Source organism: Meridianimarinicoccus roseus, from assembly GCF_003172915.1.
Classification (GTDB): domain Bacteria; phylum Pseudomonadota; class Alphaproteobacteria; order Rhodobacterales; family Rhodobacteraceae; genus Meridianimarinicoccus; species Meridianimarinicoccus roseus.
In genome coordinates this window covers 74,479-93,547 of sequence record NZ_QGKU01000012.1, presented here as the reverse complement: position 1 = coordinate 93,547, position 19,069 = coordinate 74,479, and the positions used below count along the sequence as shown (strand labels likewise).

Sequence of the window (19,069 nt, the reverse complement as noted above, 5' to 3'; positions counted from 1 at the left end):
AAGGCGCAGGCACAGGCGCCGATCCGGCCACGACAGGCCACAGCAAGAGGCACGAGAGCATGACACAATTCACCCGCCGCGGGCTGGTGCTGGGCGCGGTCGCGCTCGCAGCCTGCGATACCTCGCAGGGTTCAACCGGCGCCGAGGTCATCGACCGCCGCGTCGAGAACGCCCTGTCCTACATGTACGCGACCTATCCCGAAACGCTGCAACTGCGCGACAAGGCGATCGGCAAGCTGGTCATGCCGATGATCGGCCAGGCCGGGTTCATCGTCGGCGGCAGCTATGGCGAGGGGGCGCTGCAGATCGACGGCGTGACGGTAGAATACTATTCCGCCACGCAAGGCAGCATCGGCTTCCAGATCGGCGCGCAGCAATTCGCCTATGTGATCTTCTTCCTGACCCCCACCGCGCTTCGCCGCTTCCGCACTTCACCGGGCTGGACCGGCGGCGCCGCAGCGGAACTGACAGGCGGACAGAACGGCGCGGGCCTTGCCGCGAATACGCTGACGCAGAACAGTTCGGTGGCCTTCCTGTTCGCCCGGCAGGGCCTGATGGCCGGGGCGACGATCCAGGGCACGAAATACACCCGCATCCTGCGCTAGCCGCGGCGGGCCGGACCGCGACGGGAGGGAGCGGCGATGACACAGGTGTTCCGCTGGATGCTGCGGCTGGTCACGGCGCTGCTGGTCGTGACTGGCATCGGGCTGGGGCTGGCCTATTATCTCGTCTCGCGCTCGCTGCCCGACTACGATGCAAGCTACACCGTCGCGGGCGTCACCGCGCCGGTGCGCATCGTGCGCGACACTGCGGGCGTTCCGCATGTGTTCGGCGCAACGGACGAGGACAGCTTCTTCGGGCTGGGCTTCGTTCATGCGCAGGACCGGCTGTGGCAGATGACCATGTTGCGCCGCACCGCGCAGGGTCGGCTGTCGGAACTGTTCGGCGCGCGCACCCTGAAGATCGACGAGACGCTCCGCCGATTCGACCTCTATCGCCTCGCGTCCCGCTCGCTTGAGGTGCAGGATGCCTCGACCCGCGCCGCGCTTGAGGCGTATTCCGCCGGGGTCAACACCTGGCTCGCTACGGTGAACGAAAACGCGCTGGGGCGCGGCGCGCCCGAGTTCTTCCTGTTCGATGCGCAGATCGCCCCCTGGCAGCCCGCCGACAGCCTTGCCATCATCAAGCTGATGGGGTTGCAGCTGTCCTCTCATCTCGACCGCGAGGTGACCCGAGCGCGCGCCGCTCTGGCCCTGCCGCCGGAACGGCTGCGCGACCTTATGCCCGACGTGCCCGGCGACGGGATCGCCGCGCTGCCCGACCCGGGCTGGCGCGACGACGCTGCCCTGCGCCGCAGCGCCGTGGCGGAGGCGGCGGGCCCCGATTTCCGCGATGATCCGCTCTCGCCGTTCAAGCGCGCGGCCTTCGCGGGCGCGTCCAACGTCTGGGCCGCCGTGCCCGCGCGCAGCACGACGGGCGGCACACTGCTGGCCAACGACCCGCATCTCGGTCTGACCGCGCCGTCGATCTGGTATCTTGCGCATATCGGCTTGCAGGACGGTGGCGTGATCGGCGGCACGATCCCCGGCCTGCCCGTGGTCCTTGCCGGGCGCAGCGACCGGCTCGCCTGGGGGCTGACCACCGCGTATCTCGACGATCTCGACGTGTATCTGGAACGGCTCGATCCGGAGGATCCGGCCCGTTACCTGACCCCGTCGGGCGAATATGTGCCGTTCCGCACCGAGAGCAGTGTCGTGCGGGTCAAGGACGCCGCGCCAGTCACACTGCGGCTGCGCTGGACCGATCGGGGCCCGGTGCTGCCGACGGACAGTTTCGGGCTGGCCCATGTCACTCCCGACGGTCATGTTCCATCGATCGCCTGGACCGTGCTGAGCGCGCAGGACACGTCGATGTCGGCGGCGATGGCACTGATGCGCGCGCCCGACGTCGCGACCGGCATCGCGGCGATGGAACGCCATGTCGCCCCGGCCCAGAACCTTATGCTGGTGGACCGCGACCATATCGCGCTGCAGATGATCGGTGCGATGCCCCGGCGGTCGGCCATGCACAACTCGCTGGGGCGGCTGCCCAGCCCCGGCTGGCGCGCCGAGAACCACTGGCAGGGCACCTTTTCATATGATCTGAATCCGCGCTTCGAGGACCCGGAAAGCGGCATCATCGGCAACACCAACAACAAGCTGATCGAACGGCCCTTCCCGCTGCATATCAGCCATAGCTGGGGCGACAGCCAGCGCATCACACGCTGGCAGTCGCTGATGCAGGACAGGCCCGTGCACAGCCGCGACAGCTTCGTGGAAACGCAACTCGACGCGGTGAGCCCAGCCGCGCGCACGCTGCTGCCGCTGATGGGCCGCGATCTGTGGTTCACCGGAGAGGCCGCTCCGCAGGGCACGACCGAACGGCGGCGGCGCGACGCGCTGGATCTGCTGGCGGGCTGGAACGGCGAGATGAACGCCCACCGAGCGGAACCGCTGATCTATGCGGCGTGGGTCAGGGCGCTGAACCGGCGGCTGATCACGGACGAACTGGGCGCGCCGCTGGCCGCCGAATTCGCCCATCCCGACCCGCTGTTCTTGGAAAGGGTGCTGCGCGACGTGGACGGCGCGGCGGCGTGGTGCGACGTGGTTCAGTCGGCAGAGACGGAAGATTGCGTTCAGATGTCGCGGCTCGCGCTCGATGATGCGCTGGTCTGGATCGACGAGACCTTCGGCGGCACGCTGGAAAGCCTCAACTGGGGCGAGGCGCACATGGCGCAGATGGATCATGAGGTTCTGGGCGACGTGGCAGGGCTCGGCTGGCTGGTCAACATCCGCTATGCAACCGGCGGGGGCGATCACACGCTCATGCGCGGGCGGACCGCCGGACGCGGGCCGATGCCGTTCGCCAACGTACATGGCGCGGCGTATCGCGGGGTCTACGACATGGCCGATCCCGACAGTTCGGTCTTCGTGATCTCGACCGGGCAGTCCGGGCACCCGTTCTCGCGTTTTTACGACAACCTTGGGGAACGCTGGCGTCGCGGAGAATATATTCCAATGTCGCTCGACCCTGCGCTGGCCGAGGCCGGGGCCGTCGGCATCACGGTGCTGGAGCCGCGCCCCTGACCACGTGACGCGGCTGCTTCCGGCCAAGACTCAGAGGTCGCGGAACCGCTTCTGCTGCCGGTCGCTCCAGCGCACGTCAAGCCGCACGCCATCCTCGTCCTGGTGTTCGGCCTGCACCACGCCCTGTTCGAACAGCCACGCCCGGCGCCGCCCGTCCGAATGCGGCAGGTGCAATGTCTGGTCCTGCACGCTTTCCGAAACCCGCGCCGCGATGTCGTCCAGAAGCGGCGCGATACCCTCGCCGGTCACGGCAGAGGTGACATGCACATCCTCGCGCCGATCGGCCTGCGCACGCAGGGCCGCGGCCGCCTCTTCGGACAGCAGGTCGGCCTTGTTCCAGACCTCGATCTGGGGAGTGTCCTGCTGCACGCCGAGACTGGTCAGGATCTCGTTAACGTCCTCGGCCTGGGCTTCGGTTTCCGGGTCTGCGATATCGCGCACATGCACGATCAGATCAGCGCTCAGGACCTCTTCAAGCGTGGCGCGGAACGCGGCGACAAGTTGCGTCGGCAGAGCCGAAATGAAGCCCACCGTGTCCGACAGGATCACCTTCGGTCCGCCGCGCGGCAACTCGATCGCGCGCATGGTCGGGTCCAGCGTGGCGAACAGCATGTCCTTGGCCAGCACCTCGGCGCCGGTGACGTGGTTGAACAGCGTGGACTTTCCCGCGTTCGTGTAGCCGACGAGCGCAACGATCGGGAACGGCACCCGCGCCCGCGCGGCGCGGTGCAGATCACGGGTGCGCACCACCTTGTCAAGCTGCCGCCGCAGGCGCACGAGTTGCTCGTCGATGGCGCGCCGGTCCGCCTCGATCTGGGTCTCGCCGGGGCCGCCGACGAAACCGAGCCCGCCGCGCTGGCGTTCAAGGTGCGTCCAGGCCCTCACGAGGCGCGTGCGCTGGTAACTGAGCGCGGCCATTTCGACCTGAAGCACACCTTCGCGGGTGCGTGCGCGGTCCGAGAAGATTTCAAGGATCAGCCCGGTCCGGTCGAGGATCTTCACCTTCCAGGCGCGCTCAAGGTTGCGCTGCTGCACCGGGGTGAGCGGGCCGTCCACCAGCACCAGTTCCACCTCCTGCGCCTCGATCAGCGCGCCGAGTTCATCGACTTTACCGGGGCCGAACAGCGTTGCAGGGCGAGGATTGGGCAGGCGCACGATGTCCGAGCCCGCGACCTCCAGTCCAGGCAAGGCAGATGCGAGCGCAACCGCCTCCTGCAGAGCATAGGCGGGCGCGCGACGGGCATCGCTTGGCATTAGGTCGGGGTGCAGGACCCATGCCCGCGTCGGGCTGGGTTCGCGCGAGATCGTATCGGTCAGTCTTCGCCCTCGTACAGGCTGATGGGCTGGCTGGGCATGATCGTGGAAATCGCATGCTTGTACACAAGCTGCGATTGACCGTCACGGCGCAGCAGCACGCAGAAATTGTCGAACCAGGTGATGACACCCTGAAGTTTCACGCCGTTGATCAGGAAAATGGTGACGGGAACCTTTGTCTTTCTGACGTGGTTCAGAAAGGCGTCCTGAAGGTTTTGCCGGTCGCTTGCCATTTCGTTAACCTTTTTCTTATTCGCGGCATGGTCACCCCATACCATTCAATAGCGCCTTGAAGCTGGATGCAAGTGCCATTGTTTTCCAGCACTTTGGAAGCGACGCGCCAGAAATTTCGCAGCTGCAGCATTTTTGCACCGTGGTCAGGCGCGCCAGAATTCAGGGTTCAGAAGCGCGATGATCGCCAGCGTTTCCAGCCGACCCAAGACCATCGCCACAGCCAGCACAGTCTGCGCCGTCGCGCCAAGCCCGGCCAGCGGAATGGGCGCGGTGCCCGCCACCACGGTCAGTGGCCCGGCATTGGTCAGCGCCGCCGTGGTCAAAATCACGTTCGTCTCGAAGGTAATGCCGGTCAACGAAAGGGACAACACCACGAAGGTGAAGCTGAGCGCGAACAGCATGAAGGACAGCCAGGCGGTATAGGCCGCCTCGATCCGGAAGCGGCGGGCGCGGTGGCCCGGCCCGGCGGTCAGGCGCGGATGCACCAGCCGGGCACTTTCGAACTTGCCATGTCGGTACAGGACATAGACCCGCAGCAGTTTCACCCCGCCTGCCGTGGTCGCCACGCCGCCACCGACCATTGCAAGGCCCAGCAGGATCAGGCCCGGTGTCGTGATGCCCGACCAGTTCCGCGCCACTTCCCATTCGGCCGAGATGAAGCCGTTCGTCGTCAGGAAGGACATGGTCATGAAAACCGATCCCCACAGGCTGCGCAGCGGGTTGGGTGCGCTTCCGCCCACATCGTAGAGGCTGACCCAGTGATGCGCGAAAATCAGCGCCGGCACCGCCACCAGCAGCGCAGCGGCGATGCGGAATTCCGGGTCCTGCCACCAACGCCGACCGATCGGCGAGGGCATGTCGCGCGCGAAGGTCGACCGGCTTAGTGCAAAGACCATTGCCACCAGCAAAACCGCCTCGCCCCAATGGCTGGCCGCGCTTTCCTGCAGGCTCAGCAGCGGCGAAATGCCCGAGGACGCAAGCGAGGACATCGCGTGACAGGCGGCCACGAACGGTTCTTCGCCCGCGACCAGCAGCGCCAGCCAGACCAGCAGCGTCAACACCCCGTAGATCGGCCCGAGCGCGCGGGCAAAGCGCCAGATCCGTCGGATCGGGAATTCGGCCTGCGGGGTTCGCGCGCGGACCCCGTCGCCGCCCAGCTTGACCGAGGCCAGAACAAGCTCGAACCCACCGACGCGCACCGGCGCAAGGATCGCGATGGCCGCCACCCAGATCATGAAACCGCCGTACCAGCCCACCAGCGCCCGCCACAGGTGCACCGTGTCCGGCACGCGCGCAGGCTGGGCAAACACGGTGGCGCCGGTGGTCGTCAGGCTCGACACCATCTCGAACCAGGCATCGACATAGCTGAGGTCCGGCACAGCCTCGTAAAGCGGCGCGGCAAGCATCAGCGGCAGCGCCAGGTAGGTTGCCAGCAGCGACAGAAGCTGCCCCCGCGCGCTGCGGTCCACCGGACGCGTGGCGATCGACAGCCCGACCAGCAAGGTCAGCACCGTGAACACGATGGCGCCGTAAAGGAAGGGCCGACCGGCATCGTGTTCGCCCGCAACGCCCGCATAGATCGCGGGCACCGTCATCAGCACCGCCCCCACCGCCGCCGTCAGTACCATCAGCGGGACGCGGTCGTACCATTGCGGGCGCGAGGAGCTGCCCGTGCGGCGGCGCGGCGGCCGTCTGTCGGGGTCAGAAATAGTCAATCGAGACCTGCAGAAGCCGCTCGATCTGCGGCACTTCGGGCGACAGCGCGAAGAAGGTGACGATATCGCCCTCCTCCACACGGGTGTCAGCGGTGGGGATGATGATGCGGCCGCGCTTGTTCACCGGCCCCATCAGGACGCCTTCGGGAAAGTCGATGTCCCGTACCTGCTTCCCGGTCATCTGCGCGGTCTTCAGAACGACCGCCTCCAGCACCTCGGCCTCGCCGTCGCCGATCGAATAGACGTCGCGCACCCGCCCGTGCCGCACGTGGCGCAGAATGGAACTGACGGTCGTGGCGCGCGGGTTGATATAGGCATCGATGGACAGCGGCCCCATCAACGGAATGAGCGCGGGATCGTTCACCAGACTGATCGCCATCGGGCAGTCCAGCGACTTGGCCCGAACCGAGGTCAGCAAGTTCGTCTTGTCGTCATCGGTCACGCACAGGATCGCGTCGGCCTTGGAAATTCCCGCCTCGCCCAGCAGGTCGCTGTCCAGCCCGTCGCCGTTCAGCACGATGGTCCTTTCCAACGCCTCGGCGGCGCGTTCGGCCACCGCGCGGTTCTTCTCGATCACCTTGACCCGCACCCGGTGTTCGACTCGCTTTTCCAGCGCCTGCGCCACCGCCAGCCCGACATTTCCCCCCCCGACTATGACGACGCGCTTCTGCCGGGTGCGCGCCTTGCCGAAGATCTCCAGCGTGCGGTCCATGTCGTCGCTGTGACAGAATACGTAGATCTGATCGCCCGCGAACAGCTGGTCCTGCGCGCCCGGCGTGAACAGAGTGTCGTCACGGCGCACCCCCACCACCTGCGCGCGCAGGGTCGAGAACAGGTCGGTCAACTGGCGCAGCGGCGTGTTCAGCACCGGGCAGTCGTCGTCCAGATGCAGGCCCATCAGCTGCGCCTGGTTGTCGAGAAAGCTTTCGATATCGAAGGTCACCGGCGCCGACAGCCGCTGCAAGGCCGCTTCCGCCACGGCCTGTTCGGGACTGATCACCACATCGATCGGCAGATGGTCGCGCCGGTAGAGGTCGGACACGATCGCATCGAGATAGCTGCGCGAGCGCAGGCGCGCGATTTTGCGTCGCACCCCGAATATGGAATGGGCGACCTGACAGGTGACCATGTTCACCTCGTCCGCGTGGGTGGCGGCGATGATCATGTCCGCATCCTCGGCCCCGGCGCGTTCCAGCACGTCGGGATATGAGGCGAACCCGGTCACGCCCTGCACGTCGAGGATATCGGTGGCGCGGCGCACGAGATCCTCGTTGCTGTCCACCACCGTGACGTCATTGCGTTCGCCCGACAGGTGCCGGGCGATCTGCCAGCCGACCTGGCCGGCGCCGCAGACGATGATCTTCATGGCTCAGGCTCCGGTCTGGGGCTGGTGTGCAGCCCCTGTCCGCCGGGCACGCCGTGGCGGCCAGGGCGCAGGGGCGGCATGGGTCGGCAGCGGGCGTGATGTCGGTGCGCAATCAGTCATCGGCTTGGGTGTCTTCGCGGTCGTCTTCGAAACTCGCCACGCGGCCACCGGCCCGGCTGGATGTTACGACATTCAAGGATTTCAGCTTGCGGTGCAAGGCCGACCGTTCCATCCCCACGAAACTGGCGGTGCGCGAGATGTTGCCGCCGAAGCGGTTGATCTGGGTCAGCAGGTACTCGCGTTCAAAAAGCTCGCGCGCCTCGCGCAGTGGCAGGCGTGCGATTGCGGCGGACAGCACCACGCGGTCGCCGTTCTCGTCCACCGGGTCGGTGCTGGGCAATTCCCGCGCCTCGATCTCGCCGCCGTCGGGCCCGAGTATCAGCACACGTTCGATCACGTTGCGCAACTGCCGCACGTTGCCCGGCCAGTGCATGGATTGCAGCGTCGCCGCAGCCTCTTCACCCAATGGGCGCAGCGGAAGCCCCTCGGCCTTGTGGAACTGGGCGATCAGGTGCTCGGCGATCTCGGGAATATCGGCACGCCGGTCATCGAGGCCGGGCACCTCGACCGGCACCACGGCCAGGCGGTGGAACAACTCCTGCCGAAAGCGGCCGGCCGCGATCTCGGCGTCCAGATCGCGCGAACTGCCAGATATGATCCGCACGTCCACCTTGATCCGGTTCGCGCCGCCGACCCGGCTGAACTGTTGGTCCACCAGCACCCGGAGAACGCGCGCCTGCGTGTCCACCGGCAGGTCCGCCACCTCGTCCAGGTAGAGCGTGCCCTGGTCGGCCTGTTCCAGCACGCCGGGTTCCACCTGCTGCCCCGCGGTCTCGCGGCCAAACAGCAGATGCTCCATCCGGTCCGGAGAGACCGAGCCGCAGTTGAGCGCGACGAAGCCCGCGCCCGCCCGCGCCGAATGGCTGTGGATGTAGCGTGCGACCATTTCCTTGCCCGCACCGGGCGGGCCCTGAAGCATCACGCGGCTGTTGGTCTTCGCGACCTTCTCAAGCTGCGTTTTCAGCAGCTTGAAGGGCGCACTTGATCCGACAAGATCGCCGGTTCCAACGTCCTGTCGGCGCAACTCGCTGTTCTCGCGGCGCAGGCGCGAGGTTTCCATCGCGCGCCGGATCACCACCAGAAGCTGGTCGATGTTGAACGGCTTCTCGATGAAATCATAGGCCCCCTGCTTGATCGCGGCGACCGCGATTTCGATGTTGCCGTGCCCAGAGATGATGACCACCGGGATCTCGGGCGTGTCGCGCTTGACCTTCTTGAGAATGTCGATCCCGTCCATCTCGCTGTCCTTGAGCCAGATATCCAGGATCATGAGCTTGGGCAGCGCGCCCTGCAACGCCGTCATGCACTCGTCGGACGTGCCCGCCAGATGAGTGGTGAAGCCCTCGTCCTCGAGGATGTCCGAGATGAGTTCGCGAATGTCGCGTTCATCGTCGACGATCAGGATATCTGTCATGAACTGCCTGCCTGCCGTTTCTTGTTCGGGGTCATTCCGCCGCCCGCAACCCGCTTTCGGCGCGCGGTAGCGTCACCGACACGCGCGCGCCGCGATGCCCGTCGCCCGCAAGATCAGGCGCCGCCTCGAGCTTGATGCGCCCGCCATGTTCCTCCACGATCTTCTTGACAATGGGAAGCCCAAGACCGGTTCCGCGGTCGCGCGTCGTGACGTAAGGTTCGAACAGCCGGGCGCGGTCAGGCGGAAAGCCCGGGCCGGTATCGTCGACCGTCAGCCGGATGACGCGACTGCGCTGCACCAGTGTCACCCGGACCTGCGCACCGCCGTCGGCATCGCGGTTGCCCCCGTCCTCATCCGGCAGCCGCGACTGTGCGGCCTCGATCGCGTTCTTGACCAGGTTGATCACAGCCTGCGACATCAGCGTCGCGTCGAACTCGGCCATGATCGGCGCCTCGGGCAGATCGGCTGTCACGGTGACGTCCTGAACACCGGTCGATTGCAGGAACACCGCGTCGGCCACAAGCTTGGACAGGTCGCCCTGCCGCGTTTCCGGTTCGGGCATCCGCGCGAATTTGGAGAATTCGTCCACGATCCGGCGCAGATCGCCGGTCTGGCGCACGATGACGCCGGTCAACTGGTCCAGCTTCTCCACCTCGTCGCCGACAAGCGGGCCGAACTTGCGGCGGATGCGTTCGGCGGACAGCTGGATCGGGGTGAGCGGGTTCTTGATCTCATGGGCGATGCGGCGCGCCACGTCGCCCCAAGCCGCCATCCGCTGCGCGGACACGAGGTCGGTCACGTCGTCGAAGGCCACCACGAAACCTTCCAGTGCGCCGTCGCGACCCATGCGCATCCCCATGCGGACCAGCAGGATGTCCTGCACCCCGTCACGGCTGAGCTTGATTTCCTGCTGTACTGTCGTGTCGCCACCGGTGCGCAGACGGTCCAGCAGGCCGTTGAATTCCGGCACGAGTTCGCCCATCAGCACGCCCGGCCCCTGCCCGTCCTGCAGGGCAAGCAGTCGCAGCCCCGAGGTATTGATGAAATCGACGCGGCCAGACGCGTCGAGGCCCATCACCCCCGCCGTGACGGAGGACAGAACGCTGTCGAACAGGCGGCGGCGGCTCTCGATCTGGCGGTTTGCGTCCAGCAGCGTCTGGCGCTGGCCGCGCAGTTGCAGGATCATCTGGTTGAACACGCGGCCCAGCACGGCGATCTCGTCGTCGCCGCGTTCCTCGCGGACCTGAACTTCCAGATCGCCATCGCCGACGCGCTGCGCCGCGCCGGCCAGTCGGCCGACCGGCCGCGCCAGCCGTTCCGCAAACCACAGACCCAGCCAGATCGACGCAAGGATCAGCATCACCGCGAAACCGAGATACAGCAGGCCGAATTCAAACAGCATCCGCCCCCGGTCGCGCTCAAGCTGCTGGTACAGCGTCGCGGTCTGCTGGGTGTCGTCCAGCAGGTTCAAAAGGTCTCCGTCCACCGCGCGGGACACCAGCAGGTAACGATCCACGAAGGCATCGAGCGCGGCAAGCGCGCGGAACTCGTTGTTGTCCCAGTCCTTGCGGATCACCACTTCGCCGGCCGACGCGCGCGCCAGTTCGCTGCGCGTGGGCGGTTCATAGTAGAAAAGATAGGATCCCTCGCCGCGCGCCCGGATCTCGGCATTGCCGTCGATGACATAAGCCTCTTTCAGGCCGCGCTGGATCTGCGCCTGCCCCTGCCCGAGGATCTGCCGGAAATCCCCGTCGCTCATCAGAAAGGTGCGACGCTGCTGCGCGTTCAGCAAGCGGGCGAGCGCGCGGGTATCCTCGGTCAGGTCCTGCTGCTGTTCGCTCTCATAGGCTTCCGCCGCCGCCAGCGATGCGCCGACCACGCCGCGCACCCGTTCCGAGAACCAGCCTTCCAGCCCGACATTGACGGTCAGCCCTGCGAAGACAGCAACCAGCACCGTCGGCACCAAGGCGACCAGCGCGAACACGCCGGTCAGCCGCAGGTGCAGGCGCGATCCGGCCGACTTGGCACGCCGCGCCGCGATCATGCGCGCGATGCGCATCAGCACCAGCGTGGACAACACCAGGATGTAGACAAGGTCCGACAGCAGCACCAGCCGCAGAGACAGCACCGATGCCTCGATCTGCATCGGGCCAAGCACCGCGAAGGTTGCCGCTACCAGAAGCGGGCCAAGCCCCACGAGCGCAAGGGTGCCAAGGGTCTGCACGCGGCGCCGTTGACCGAAGCCGACCAGACGGGACATCGCCTCCTGCCCAAGCTGTGCGCGCATGAAGCTCCTCAAGGCTGATGGGGTTGCGGACCCGAACGGACGGGCGCAACCTGCGGCAAAAGGGCAACGCCCTGTGGCCGGTTTACATCAACTTTCGGCGGCGTGTCACGCGGATATCCAGTTCGGTGATCTTCTTGCGCAGCGTGTTCCGGTTGATTCCCAGCAGATCGGCGCACTTCGCCTGGTTGCCGCCCGTGGCGTCCAGCGCGATCTCGATCAGCGGGGTTTCCACCTCGCGCAGGATCCGCTGGTACAGGCCCGGCGGCGGCAGCACGCCGCCATGCAGGTCGAAATAGCGCCGCAGATGCGCCCCAACCGACGCCGACAGCTTGTCTCCGTCGGGCCGTCCGCCCAGCGGCTCCATCGCCGGCTGGTTGCCGAGCACGTGATCCACGTCGCTTTTCGTGATCTCGTCCTCCGGGCTGGTCACCACAAGACGCCTCACCGTATTTCCAAGTTGGCGCACGTTGCCCGGCCAGCTGTAGGATCGGATCATCTCCATCGCCGGGTCGCTGAAGCGCCGTGCCGGGGCGCCTTCGCGTTCTGCCCGTGCCAGGAAATGCTCCGCCAGCAGCGGGATATCGTCCACCCGTTCGCGCAGCGCGGGCACCGCGATCACGACGCCCGACAGGCGGTAGAACAGGTCCTGCCGGAACGCGCCGTCGTCGATCCGGTCTGACAGGTCGTTTTGCGAACTGGCCATCACGCGCGGCGAATGGTCCCCGAAACTGTCCAGCATCCTCACGATGCGGGCCTGCGTGTCAGCGTCGAAATCGCCCACCTCGTCGAACAGCACCGAGCCGCCGCGCGCCCGCGCGATCAGGTTCGCGGGCCCGTCGACACCGGCAAGATCGGCCGCCGAGGCCACGACGAACGGCATCGTGCGCCGATCCGAGAAATCGTGGATCGCGCGCGCGATCAGCGACTTGCCGGTACCGCTTTCGCCCGTGATCATGACCGGAAGCTCGGTGTTCATCACCCGTGCCACAAGCCGGTAGAGCGCCTGCATGGCCGGCGTGCGCCCGACCAGCGGCAACTCGTCCGACTCGGCCTCGGGCGCGCCCTTTCGTGGGCTGGGCGCACGGCGCTTGACCTCCAGCGCGCGCGAGGCGCGCTTCATCAGGTCCGGCAGGTCGAACGGCTTGGGCAGGTAGTCGAAGGCATCCGCCTCGGCGGCCTGGATCGCCGTCATGATTGTGTTCTGGGCCGAGATCACGATCACCGGCAGCCCCGGCCGCTCCGCGCTGATCTTCGGCAGCGTCTCGAGCCCGTTGCCGTCAGGCATGATCACATCCGAGATCACCAGGTCACCCTTGCCTTCTTCCACCCAGCGCATCAGCGTCATCAGCGAGGACGTGGCGTGCACCTTGCAGCCGGCCCGCGTGAGTGCCTGCGTCAGCACGGTGCGGATCGTGCGGTCGTCATCGGCGACAAGGACTGTGCCGTCCATCAGGTATCCTCCAGATCTTTGGGTGCGACGGGCAGCGAGATGCGGAACACGGTGCGCCCAGGCACGCTTTCCACACCGATCCAACCGTCATGTTCGGAAATGATCTTCGATACGAGCGCGAGCCCAAGGCCGGTGCCGTTCTCGCGCCCTGACACGAACGGATCGAAGATGTCGTCGGCGATCTCGGGCGGCAGGCCCGGTCCGTCGTCGATGATCTCGACCTGCAGCGGCAGCGGCGCGTCGGACCCGTCCCGTTTGCGCAGCCGCAGCGACACGTCATAGAACGTGTGGATCGTGATGACCCCGCCCGACGTGGCATCGGCCGCCTCGGCCGCGTTCTTCATCAGGTTCTGGAACACCTGCAGCATCTGGTCGCCGTCGACATAGGTGTTGGGCAGCGACGGGTCGTAATTCTCCACGATCTTCATGCGCGCGGCGACACCGAGTGCGGCCGACTTGCGCGCCCGGTCCAGCAGGTCGTGCACATTGACCACCTTGCGCTGCGGTGGGCTGAGATTGCCGAACTGCTCCACCTGTTCAAGCAGCTTGGAAATGCGCCGCGTCTCGCCGACGATGAGGTCGGTCAACTCGCGGTCCTCGCCTGACAAGCCCATTGCAAGAAGCTGCGCCGCCCCCGCGATGCCCGCCAGCGGGTTCTTGATCTCGTGCGCCAGCATCTCGGCCATGCCTATCGCCGATTTCGCGGCGGCCTTGACCGAATTGGCGCGGTCCATGCGGTCGGCGATCTGGCGCGGTTCGAACATCACGAGCACGCGGCCAGACTGGTCCGACAGAAGCCCGATCTGGATGTTGCACTGTACCGGCGGGCGGTTACCGCTCCCTACGTCCACGTCGTTGATGAACAGGTCCGCCCGGTCGCGCCGCACGCGGGCAAAGGCCTGTTCCAGCGGGGCGGCAACCATAAGCTTGTCCCATACCGGCTTGCCGCGCAGCGACTTGGCCGATGTATTCAGGAAGAACTCGGCCGCCGGCGTGATGTCGGCGATGCTGTCGTCCCGTTCGAGCAGAAGGGCCGGCACCGGCAACGAAGCCCAAAGCGTTTCTCCCCAGCGCGGATCGCTCATGCCGCGAACCTCTCGCGTTCCGCCAGCGCCAGCGGCAGCAGGCGGTGCACCGTAGCCGGGTCCGGCGCGGTCAACACCTCGCGGCGCAGCGCGGGCGGCGTCGCCGCATGATCCATGTACCACCCCAAGTGCTTGCGCGCGACGCGCTGCCCCAGATCGCGTCCGTAAAATTCAAGCATCCCGGCATGATGCGCCATGACGAGATCGGCCAGCGCGGCGCCGCGCGGCACCACCGGTGCAGGCGTCCCATAGAGCGCCGCGGCAACCAGTGCGGGCTGCCACGGGCGCCCCTGCGCGCCGCGCCCGATCATCACGCCTGCTGCGCCAGACTGGGCCAGCGCCGTGCGCGCATCCCGCGGCGTGACGACGTCGCCATTGGCAACGACCGGCACGTCCAGCATCCGCACAACAGGGGCGATGGCCGACCAGTCGGCCCGCCCCTTGTAGAACTGGCACCGCGTGCGCCCGTGGACCGTGACCATCCGCACACCGGCCTGTTGCGCCCGGTGCGCCAGCACGGCGGCATTCAGGCTGTTCGCATCCCAGCCAAGCCGGGTTTTCAGCGTCACGGGCACCGAGACCGCGCCAACAACCGCCTCGATCAGGCGCAGCGCGTGGTCCGGCTCGCGCATCAACGCCGATCCGGACAGCCCGCCCACGACCTTCTTGGCCGGGCAGCCCATGTTGATGTCGATCAGCCGCGCCCCCATCGCTTCGGCCATGCGAGCGGCTTCGGCGATCCAGTAAGGGTCGCGCCCGGCCAGTTGCACCGCCGACAGGCCCGCACCGCCGTCGAGCTCGGCCTTTTCTCGAGTGCCGCGGCGCGCTTGCACCATTTCCTGGCTGGCGATCATCTCGCTCACGACAAGTCCGGCCCCGAACCGCGCGACCAGCTTGCGGAAGGGCAGATCTGTGATTCCGGCCATCGGTGCCAGCAGCACCGGAGGCACGATGTGAATTCCTGCCACGTGAATGGTCACTTGCTCAAACCTTATGCGCTTTATCAACTGGTAGAGAGTAACTCCGACAGGCGCAAAGCTCCCGCAAGGCGAATTCGCCCCAAAAACACCGTTTGCATACTTTTTGTGCAAAGTGACATGCGGCCTGCACCGCATTGTCACCGGCGGGGGCAGGCCATAAACCGAATGGCACAACAAGGAGAGCAGAATGACGGTTGCAGCCATCGTCGTGGCCGCCGGGCGAGGCACCCGTGCAGGCGGGCAAACCCCGAAACAATATCAGCCGCTTGGCGGGAAGACCGTGCTGGGCTGCACATTGGCTGCGCTTGCCGCGCACCCGCGTGTCGCGCAACTTGTCGTGGTGCTGCATCCTGATGACGCCGATCTGTTCACGGCGATGATCGATGTGCCCGAAGGCTGTGCGCTGCGCTGCGTGACCGGCGGCGCGACACGCGACGCGTCGGTGCGCGCCGGGCTCGACGCCGTTGCACCCGGCACCACCCGCGTACTGATCCACGACGCGGCAAGACCGCTGGTGGCAGCCGCGCTGATCGACCGCGTGCTGGCCGGGCTTGACCGCGCGCCCGGTGCCGCCCCCGCGCTGGCGGTGACCGATGCGCTGTGGCGCGGCGCAGACGGTGCGGTAGCCGGACTGCAGGATCGCGCGGGGCTGTTCCGCGCGCAGACACCGCAGGGCTTCGCGCTGGACGCGATCGTCGCCGCCCATGCCGCACATCCCGGGGGCGCTGCGGACGATGTGGCGGTGGCACTGGCCGCGGGGCTTGACGTCGCCATCGTCGAAGGGGATGAGGACAACATCAAGATCACCCTGCCCGGCGATTTCGCCCGGGCCGAGGCGCTGCTGGCGCGGCGCGGCGAGGCACGAAAGAGCATGGACATTCGCCTTGGCAACGGGTTCGACGTGCATCGGTTCCGCGACGGCGACCATGTGGTCCTGTGCGGCGTGCGCGTGCCGCACATTCACGCGCTGGACGGGCATTCGGACGCGGATGTGGGAATGCACGCGATAACCGATGCGATCTACGGCGCTCTGGCCGAAGGCGATATAGGGCGGCACTTCCCGCCCTCCGATCCGCGCTGGAAAGGCGCGGCATCGGACATCTTCCTGCGCCACGCGGTGGACCTGGCCGCCGCGCGCGGCTTTACCATAAGCAATGTCGATTGCACGCTGGTCTGCGAGTTGCCCAAGATCGGACCCCACGCGACCGCCATGCAGGCCGAACTGGCGCGCATAATGGGGCTGACGGACGACCGCATCAGCGTGAAGGCCACAACGTCGGAACGGCTGGGCTTCACCGGGCGGGGCGAAGGGATCGCGGCGCTGGCCACCGCGACGCTTCTGGCGCCATGAGGGCCAGCCGCGCCATCGCCACGCTGGGCTATGTCGGCCTGCTGCGCCCAGCCCCGGGCACATGGGGCAGCGCTGCCGCCCTGCCCGCGGGCTACGCGCTGCATGTGGCGGGCGGGTTTCCGCTTCTGGTGCTGGGCACGCTCGTCGCGCTCGGGCTTGGCTGGTGGGCCGCGCGTGCTGAGGAACGCGCGACCGGCGCGCATGACCCCGGCGAGATCGTCATCGACGAGGCCGTGGGCATCTGGATCGCACTGATGCCGCTGTCAGGCGGGCTGTGGCACGCGGGGGCCGACCCGTGGGTCTTTCCCTGGCCGGGCTGGGTTGGCGCCTTCGTTCTGTTCCGCCTGTTCGATATCTGGAAGCCAGGCCCGGTGGGTTGGGCAGACCGGCAGCCCGGCGCGGCAGGCGTCATGCTCGACGATGTGATCGCGGGGCTGATGGCCGCGCTTGGCGTCGCAGCAGCCGCCTTCGTGGCGCACGGAGTTCTGGGCGCATGAGCGCGCAGGCCGTTCTGGACGCCGCGCGCGCGCGGGGCGTCATGCTGGCCACTGCCGAAAGCTGCACCGGCGGGCTGATCGGCGGCGCAATCACCGATATTCCGGGGTCGTCCGCGATTTTCGACCGCGGCTTCATCACCTATACCAACGCGGCCAAGCAGCAGATACTGGGCGTCAGCGGGGCGACCCTTGCGGCGCATGGCGCGGTGTCGGAGCCGGTCGCGCGAGAGATGGCCGAGGGCGCGCTGGCCCGGTCGGACGCGGCGGTCGCAGTATCTGTCACGGGTATCGCTGGGCCCGGCGGAGGCAGCGCCGGGAAACCGGAAGGCCGGGTCTGCTTCGGGCTGGCGTCGCGGGGCTGCGCGACACGCACGGAAACGGTCGACTTCGGCCCGCTGGGGCGCGGCGCGGTGCGCGAGGCGACCGTCGCCCATGCCCTTCGGCTGCTACTCGCGCATCTTGGCGGCGCCTGAGCCGTAAAGCGCGGCGGCCCGCTTTTCGAAAGCATGCACGATGCGGTGCATCGCTTCGTTGAACACCAGCCCGATCACCCCTTGCAGCATCCGGTTGCGGAATTCGAAATCGACATCGAAATCGACGATGCACCCTCCATCCTCGGCCGGAGTGAACAGCCATTTCGACTTCAGGTAACGGAACGGGCCGTCGAGGTATTCGGTGTCGATGCGGCTGCGGTCGGTCCACAGCGTCACCCGGCTTCCGAAGCGTTCGCGGAACACCTTGAAGCTGATGACGAGGTCCGCATCCATCACCTCGCGGTCGCCCTTCTCGGTGCGCGACCGGATGCGCGCGGCGGCGCACCAGGGCAGGAATTGCGGGTAGGAGTCCACATCCGCGACCAGATCGTACATCTGGTCGGCGCTGTATGGCATCTTGCGATGTTCCGCGTGGCTCGGCATGTCGGTCCTTTTGTCGCGAGACAGTGGGCGCTCATATCTTAAAGTCGGGCTGCAAAATCAAGGGGACGATATGTCAGACCGACCGTATGTCATCGACCAGCTCATCTCGGCAAAGTCCATCGCCGCGCGGATCGAGGCCCTGTCACGCGAGATCGAGAGGCATTACGCGGGCGTCGACAAGCTGGTCGTCGTCGGCCTGCTGCGCGGATCGTTCATCTTCATCGCCGATCTGGTGCGCGAGTTGCAGATGGATATCGAAGTCGATTTCATTGAGGCGTCGTCCTACGGCAACGCGATGGTGTCCTCGCGCGAGGTGCGGATCGTCAAGGATCTGTCGGGCGAAATCGCGGGCCGGCACGTGCTGGTGGTCGAGGACCTCGTGGATACCGGCTTCACGCTCAGCCATGTGGTCGCTCTGCTACAGGCGCGGGCGCCGGCCAGCCTTCGGGCCATCGCCCTTCTCGACAAGCCCGCGCGCCGCGAGGTCGATTTCCGGGCCGACTGGATAGGGTTCGAGATCCCGGACGAATTCGTCGTCGGCTACGGCATCGATTACGCGCAGCGCAACCGCAACCTCGACCACATCGGCAAGGTTCGGTTCACCGACTAGGCTCACAACCCTGTGAACACGCCTGACCGCCCTTTTTGTTGTGCAACCGCGGTTTCCCGATACCGTGGCGTCACCAACAGGAGGGTTCCATGAAGATTTCCCACGCTATTTGCTTGTCTGCCGCACTGGCCACTGCGCCGGGCCTTGCCTTCGCACAGGATTTCGAGGCCGCGCTGAAGGCGCGCCAGGGCCAGTTCCGGATCATGGCTCTCAACCTCGGCGTTCTGGGCGGTATGGCCAAGGGCGAGGTCGCCTATGACGCGGCGCTTGCCGAGCTCGCGGCAGAGAACCTCGAAACGATTTCCGAACTTCACCAGGCGCCTCTATGGCCCGAGGGGTCGGACAACATGGCGATCGACGGCACCCGCGCGCTGCCCTCGATCTGGGACGACCGCGCCGACTTCCTTGCCAAATGGGATGCCTTCGGCAAGGCCGCCGAGCAGCTTGAAGAGGTCGCCGACGAGGGACAATCCGCCCTCGGACCGGCGGTCGGCGCGGTGGGCAAGGCCTGCGGCGCCTGCCATGACGCGCACCGCCAGCCGTCCAGTTGATCTTGCGCGGGTCTGAAGGGTCCCGGCAGGGCGCCCGATACGCGCGCAGCGGG

General features: G+C 66.8%; 17 protein-coding genes. 7 read left to right on the top strand and 10 right to left on the bottom strand.

The genetic code is table 11. The features are described from left to right. Positions 1-59 precede the first annotated feature (59 nt). Positions 60-605: a lipid-binding SYLF domain-containing protein gene (locus tag DKT77_RS03300; RefSeq protein WP_109810311.1), complete on the top strand. Its 546-nt coding sequence runs from the start codon at positions 60-62 to the stop codon at positions 603-605. 36 nt (positions 606-641) lie between these two features. Further along, the gene (locus tag DKT77_RS03295; RefSeq protein WP_109810310.1) at positions 642-3,125 is read left to right on the top strand and encodes a penicillin acylase family protein; all 2,484 of its coding nucleotides are present in this window, start codon (positions 642-644) and stop codon (positions 3,123-3,125) included. 30 nt (positions 3,126-3,155) lie between these two features. Here DKT77_RS03295 and hflX read toward each other — a convergent pair whose 3' ends face one another. The 9 genes from hflX to dusB all read right to left on the bottom strand — a co-directional run bounded on the left by hflX (position 3,156) and on the right by dusB (position 15,036). Next, the gene (gene hflX / locus DKT77_RS03290; RefSeq protein ID WP_420798288.1) at positions 3,156-4,430 is read right to left on the bottom strand and encodes a GTPase HflX; all 1,275 of its coding nucleotides are present in this window, start codon (positions 4,428-4,430) and stop codon (positions 3,156-3,158) included. A gap of 8 nt (positions 4,431-4,438) precedes the next feature. After that, positions 4,439-4,672, bottom strand: a complete 234-nt coding sequence (gene hfq, locus DKT77_RS03285) for an RNA chaperone Hfq (RefSeq protein WP_086053174.1) — start codon at positions 4,670-4,672, stop codon at positions 4,439-4,441. Between the two features lie 144 nt (positions 4,673-4,816). Then, entirely contained in the window at positions 4,817-6,388 is a 1,572-nt protein-coding gene (locus DKT77_RS03280; RefSeq protein ID WP_238547655.1) for a TrkH family potassium uptake protein, read from the bottom strand. Beyond that, positions 6,375-7,754 carry a Trk system potassium transporter TrkA gene (gene trkA / locus DKT77_RS03275; RefSeq protein WP_109810307.1) on the bottom strand — a complete coding sequence of 460 codons (1,380 nt, stop codon included), beginning with the start codon at positions 7,752-7,754 and terminating at the stop codon, positions 6,375-6,377. The genes DKT77_RS03280 and trkA overlap by 14 nt, the downstream gene beginning before the upstream one ends. A gap of 112 nt (positions 7,755-7,866) precedes the next feature. Further along, positions 7,867-9,288, bottom strand: a complete 1,422-nt coding sequence (gene ntrX / locus DKT77_RS03270) for a nitrogen assimilation response regulator NtrX (protein ID WP_109810306.1) — start codon at positions 9,286-9,288, stop codon at positions 7,867-7,869. 31 nt (positions 9,289-9,319) lie between these two features. Continuing rightward, the gene (locus DKT77_RS03265; protein ID WP_109810305.1) at positions 9,320-11,575 is read right to left on the bottom strand and encodes a sensor histidine kinase NtrY-like; all 2,256 of its coding nucleotides are present in this window, start codon (positions 11,573-11,575) and stop codon (positions 9,320-9,322) included. 82 nt (positions 11,576-11,657) lie between these two features. Then, positions 11,658-13,025, bottom strand: coding sequence for a response regulator (locus tag DKT77_RS03260; RefSeq protein ID WP_109810304.1), 1,368 nt, complete (start codon positions 13,023-13,025; stop codon positions 11,658-11,660). Beyond that, positions 13,025-14,110, bottom strand: coding sequence for a two-component system sensor histidine kinase NtrB (locus DKT77_RS03255; protein WP_109810303.1), 1,086 nt, complete (start codon positions 14,108-14,110; stop codon positions 13,025-13,027). The genes DKT77_RS03260 and DKT77_RS03255 overlap by 1 nt, the downstream gene beginning before the upstream one ends. Beyond that, entirely contained in the window at positions 14,107-15,036 is a 930-nt protein-coding gene (dusB, locus tag DKT77_RS03250; RefSeq protein WP_238547662.1) for a tRNA dihydrouridine synthase DusB, read from the bottom strand. The genes DKT77_RS03255 and dusB overlap by 4 nt, the downstream gene beginning before the upstream one ends. A gap of 241 nt (positions 15,037-15,277) precedes the next feature. Here dusB and DKT77_RS03245 point away from each other — a divergent pair, with 241 nt between their 5' ends. Genes DKT77_RS03245 through DKT77_RS03235 form a run of 3 tightly spaced genes read left to right on the top strand, consistent with a single transcriptional unit; the run spans position 15,278 to position 17,411 of the window. Then, on the top strand, positions 15,278-16,441 hold the full coding sequence (locus tag DKT77_RS03245) for a bifunctional 2-C-methyl-D-erythritol 4-phosphate cytidylyltransferase/2-C-methyl-D-erythritol 2,4-cyclodiphosphate synthase (protein WP_109810301.1): 1,164 nt from the start codon (positions 15,278-15,280) through the stop codon (positions 16,439-16,441). Next, positions 16,438-16,938 (top strand): phosphatidylglycerophosphatase A family protein, encoded by a 501-nt coding sequence (locus DKT77_RS03240; protein WP_109810300.1) that lies wholly within the window; start codon positions 16,438-16,440, stop codon positions 16,936-16,938. Before DKT77_RS03245 ends, DKT77_RS03240 begins: the two co-directional genes overlap by 4 nt. Then, a complete protein-coding gene (locus tag DKT77_RS03235) occupies positions 16,935-17,411 on the top strand; it encodes a CinA family protein (RefSeq protein ID WP_109810299.1) in 477 nt (158 codons plus the stop codon). The genes DKT77_RS03240 and DKT77_RS03235 overlap by 4 nt, the downstream gene beginning before the upstream one ends. On the opposite strand, the gene DKT77_RS03230 is transcribed toward DKT77_RS03235, so the two are convergent. Next, the gene (locus DKT77_RS03230; protein WP_109810298.1) at positions 17,385-17,855 is read right to left on the bottom strand and encodes a type II toxin-antitoxin system RatA family toxin; all 471 of its coding nucleotides are present in this window, start codon (positions 17,853-17,855) and stop codon (positions 17,385-17,387) included. The genes DKT77_RS03235 and DKT77_RS03230 overlap by 27 nt on opposite strands. Before the next feature lie 70 nt (positions 17,856-17,925). On the opposite strand from DKT77_RS03230, the gene hpt reads away from it, so the two are divergent. Further along, positions 17,926-18,465 carry a hypoxanthine phosphoribosyltransferase gene (gene hpt, locus DKT77_RS03225; protein WP_109810297.1) on the top strand — a complete coding sequence of 180 codons (540 nt, stop codon included), beginning with the start codon at positions 17,926-17,928 and terminating at the stop codon, positions 18,463-18,465. 89 nt (positions 18,466-18,554) lie between these two features. Further along, positions 18,555-19,016, top strand: coding sequence for a c-type cytochrome (locus DKT77_RS03220; RefSeq protein WP_109810296.1), 462 nt, complete (start codon positions 18,555-18,557; stop codon positions 19,014-19,016). The last annotated feature ends 53 nt before the right edge of the window (positions 19,017-19,069 follow it).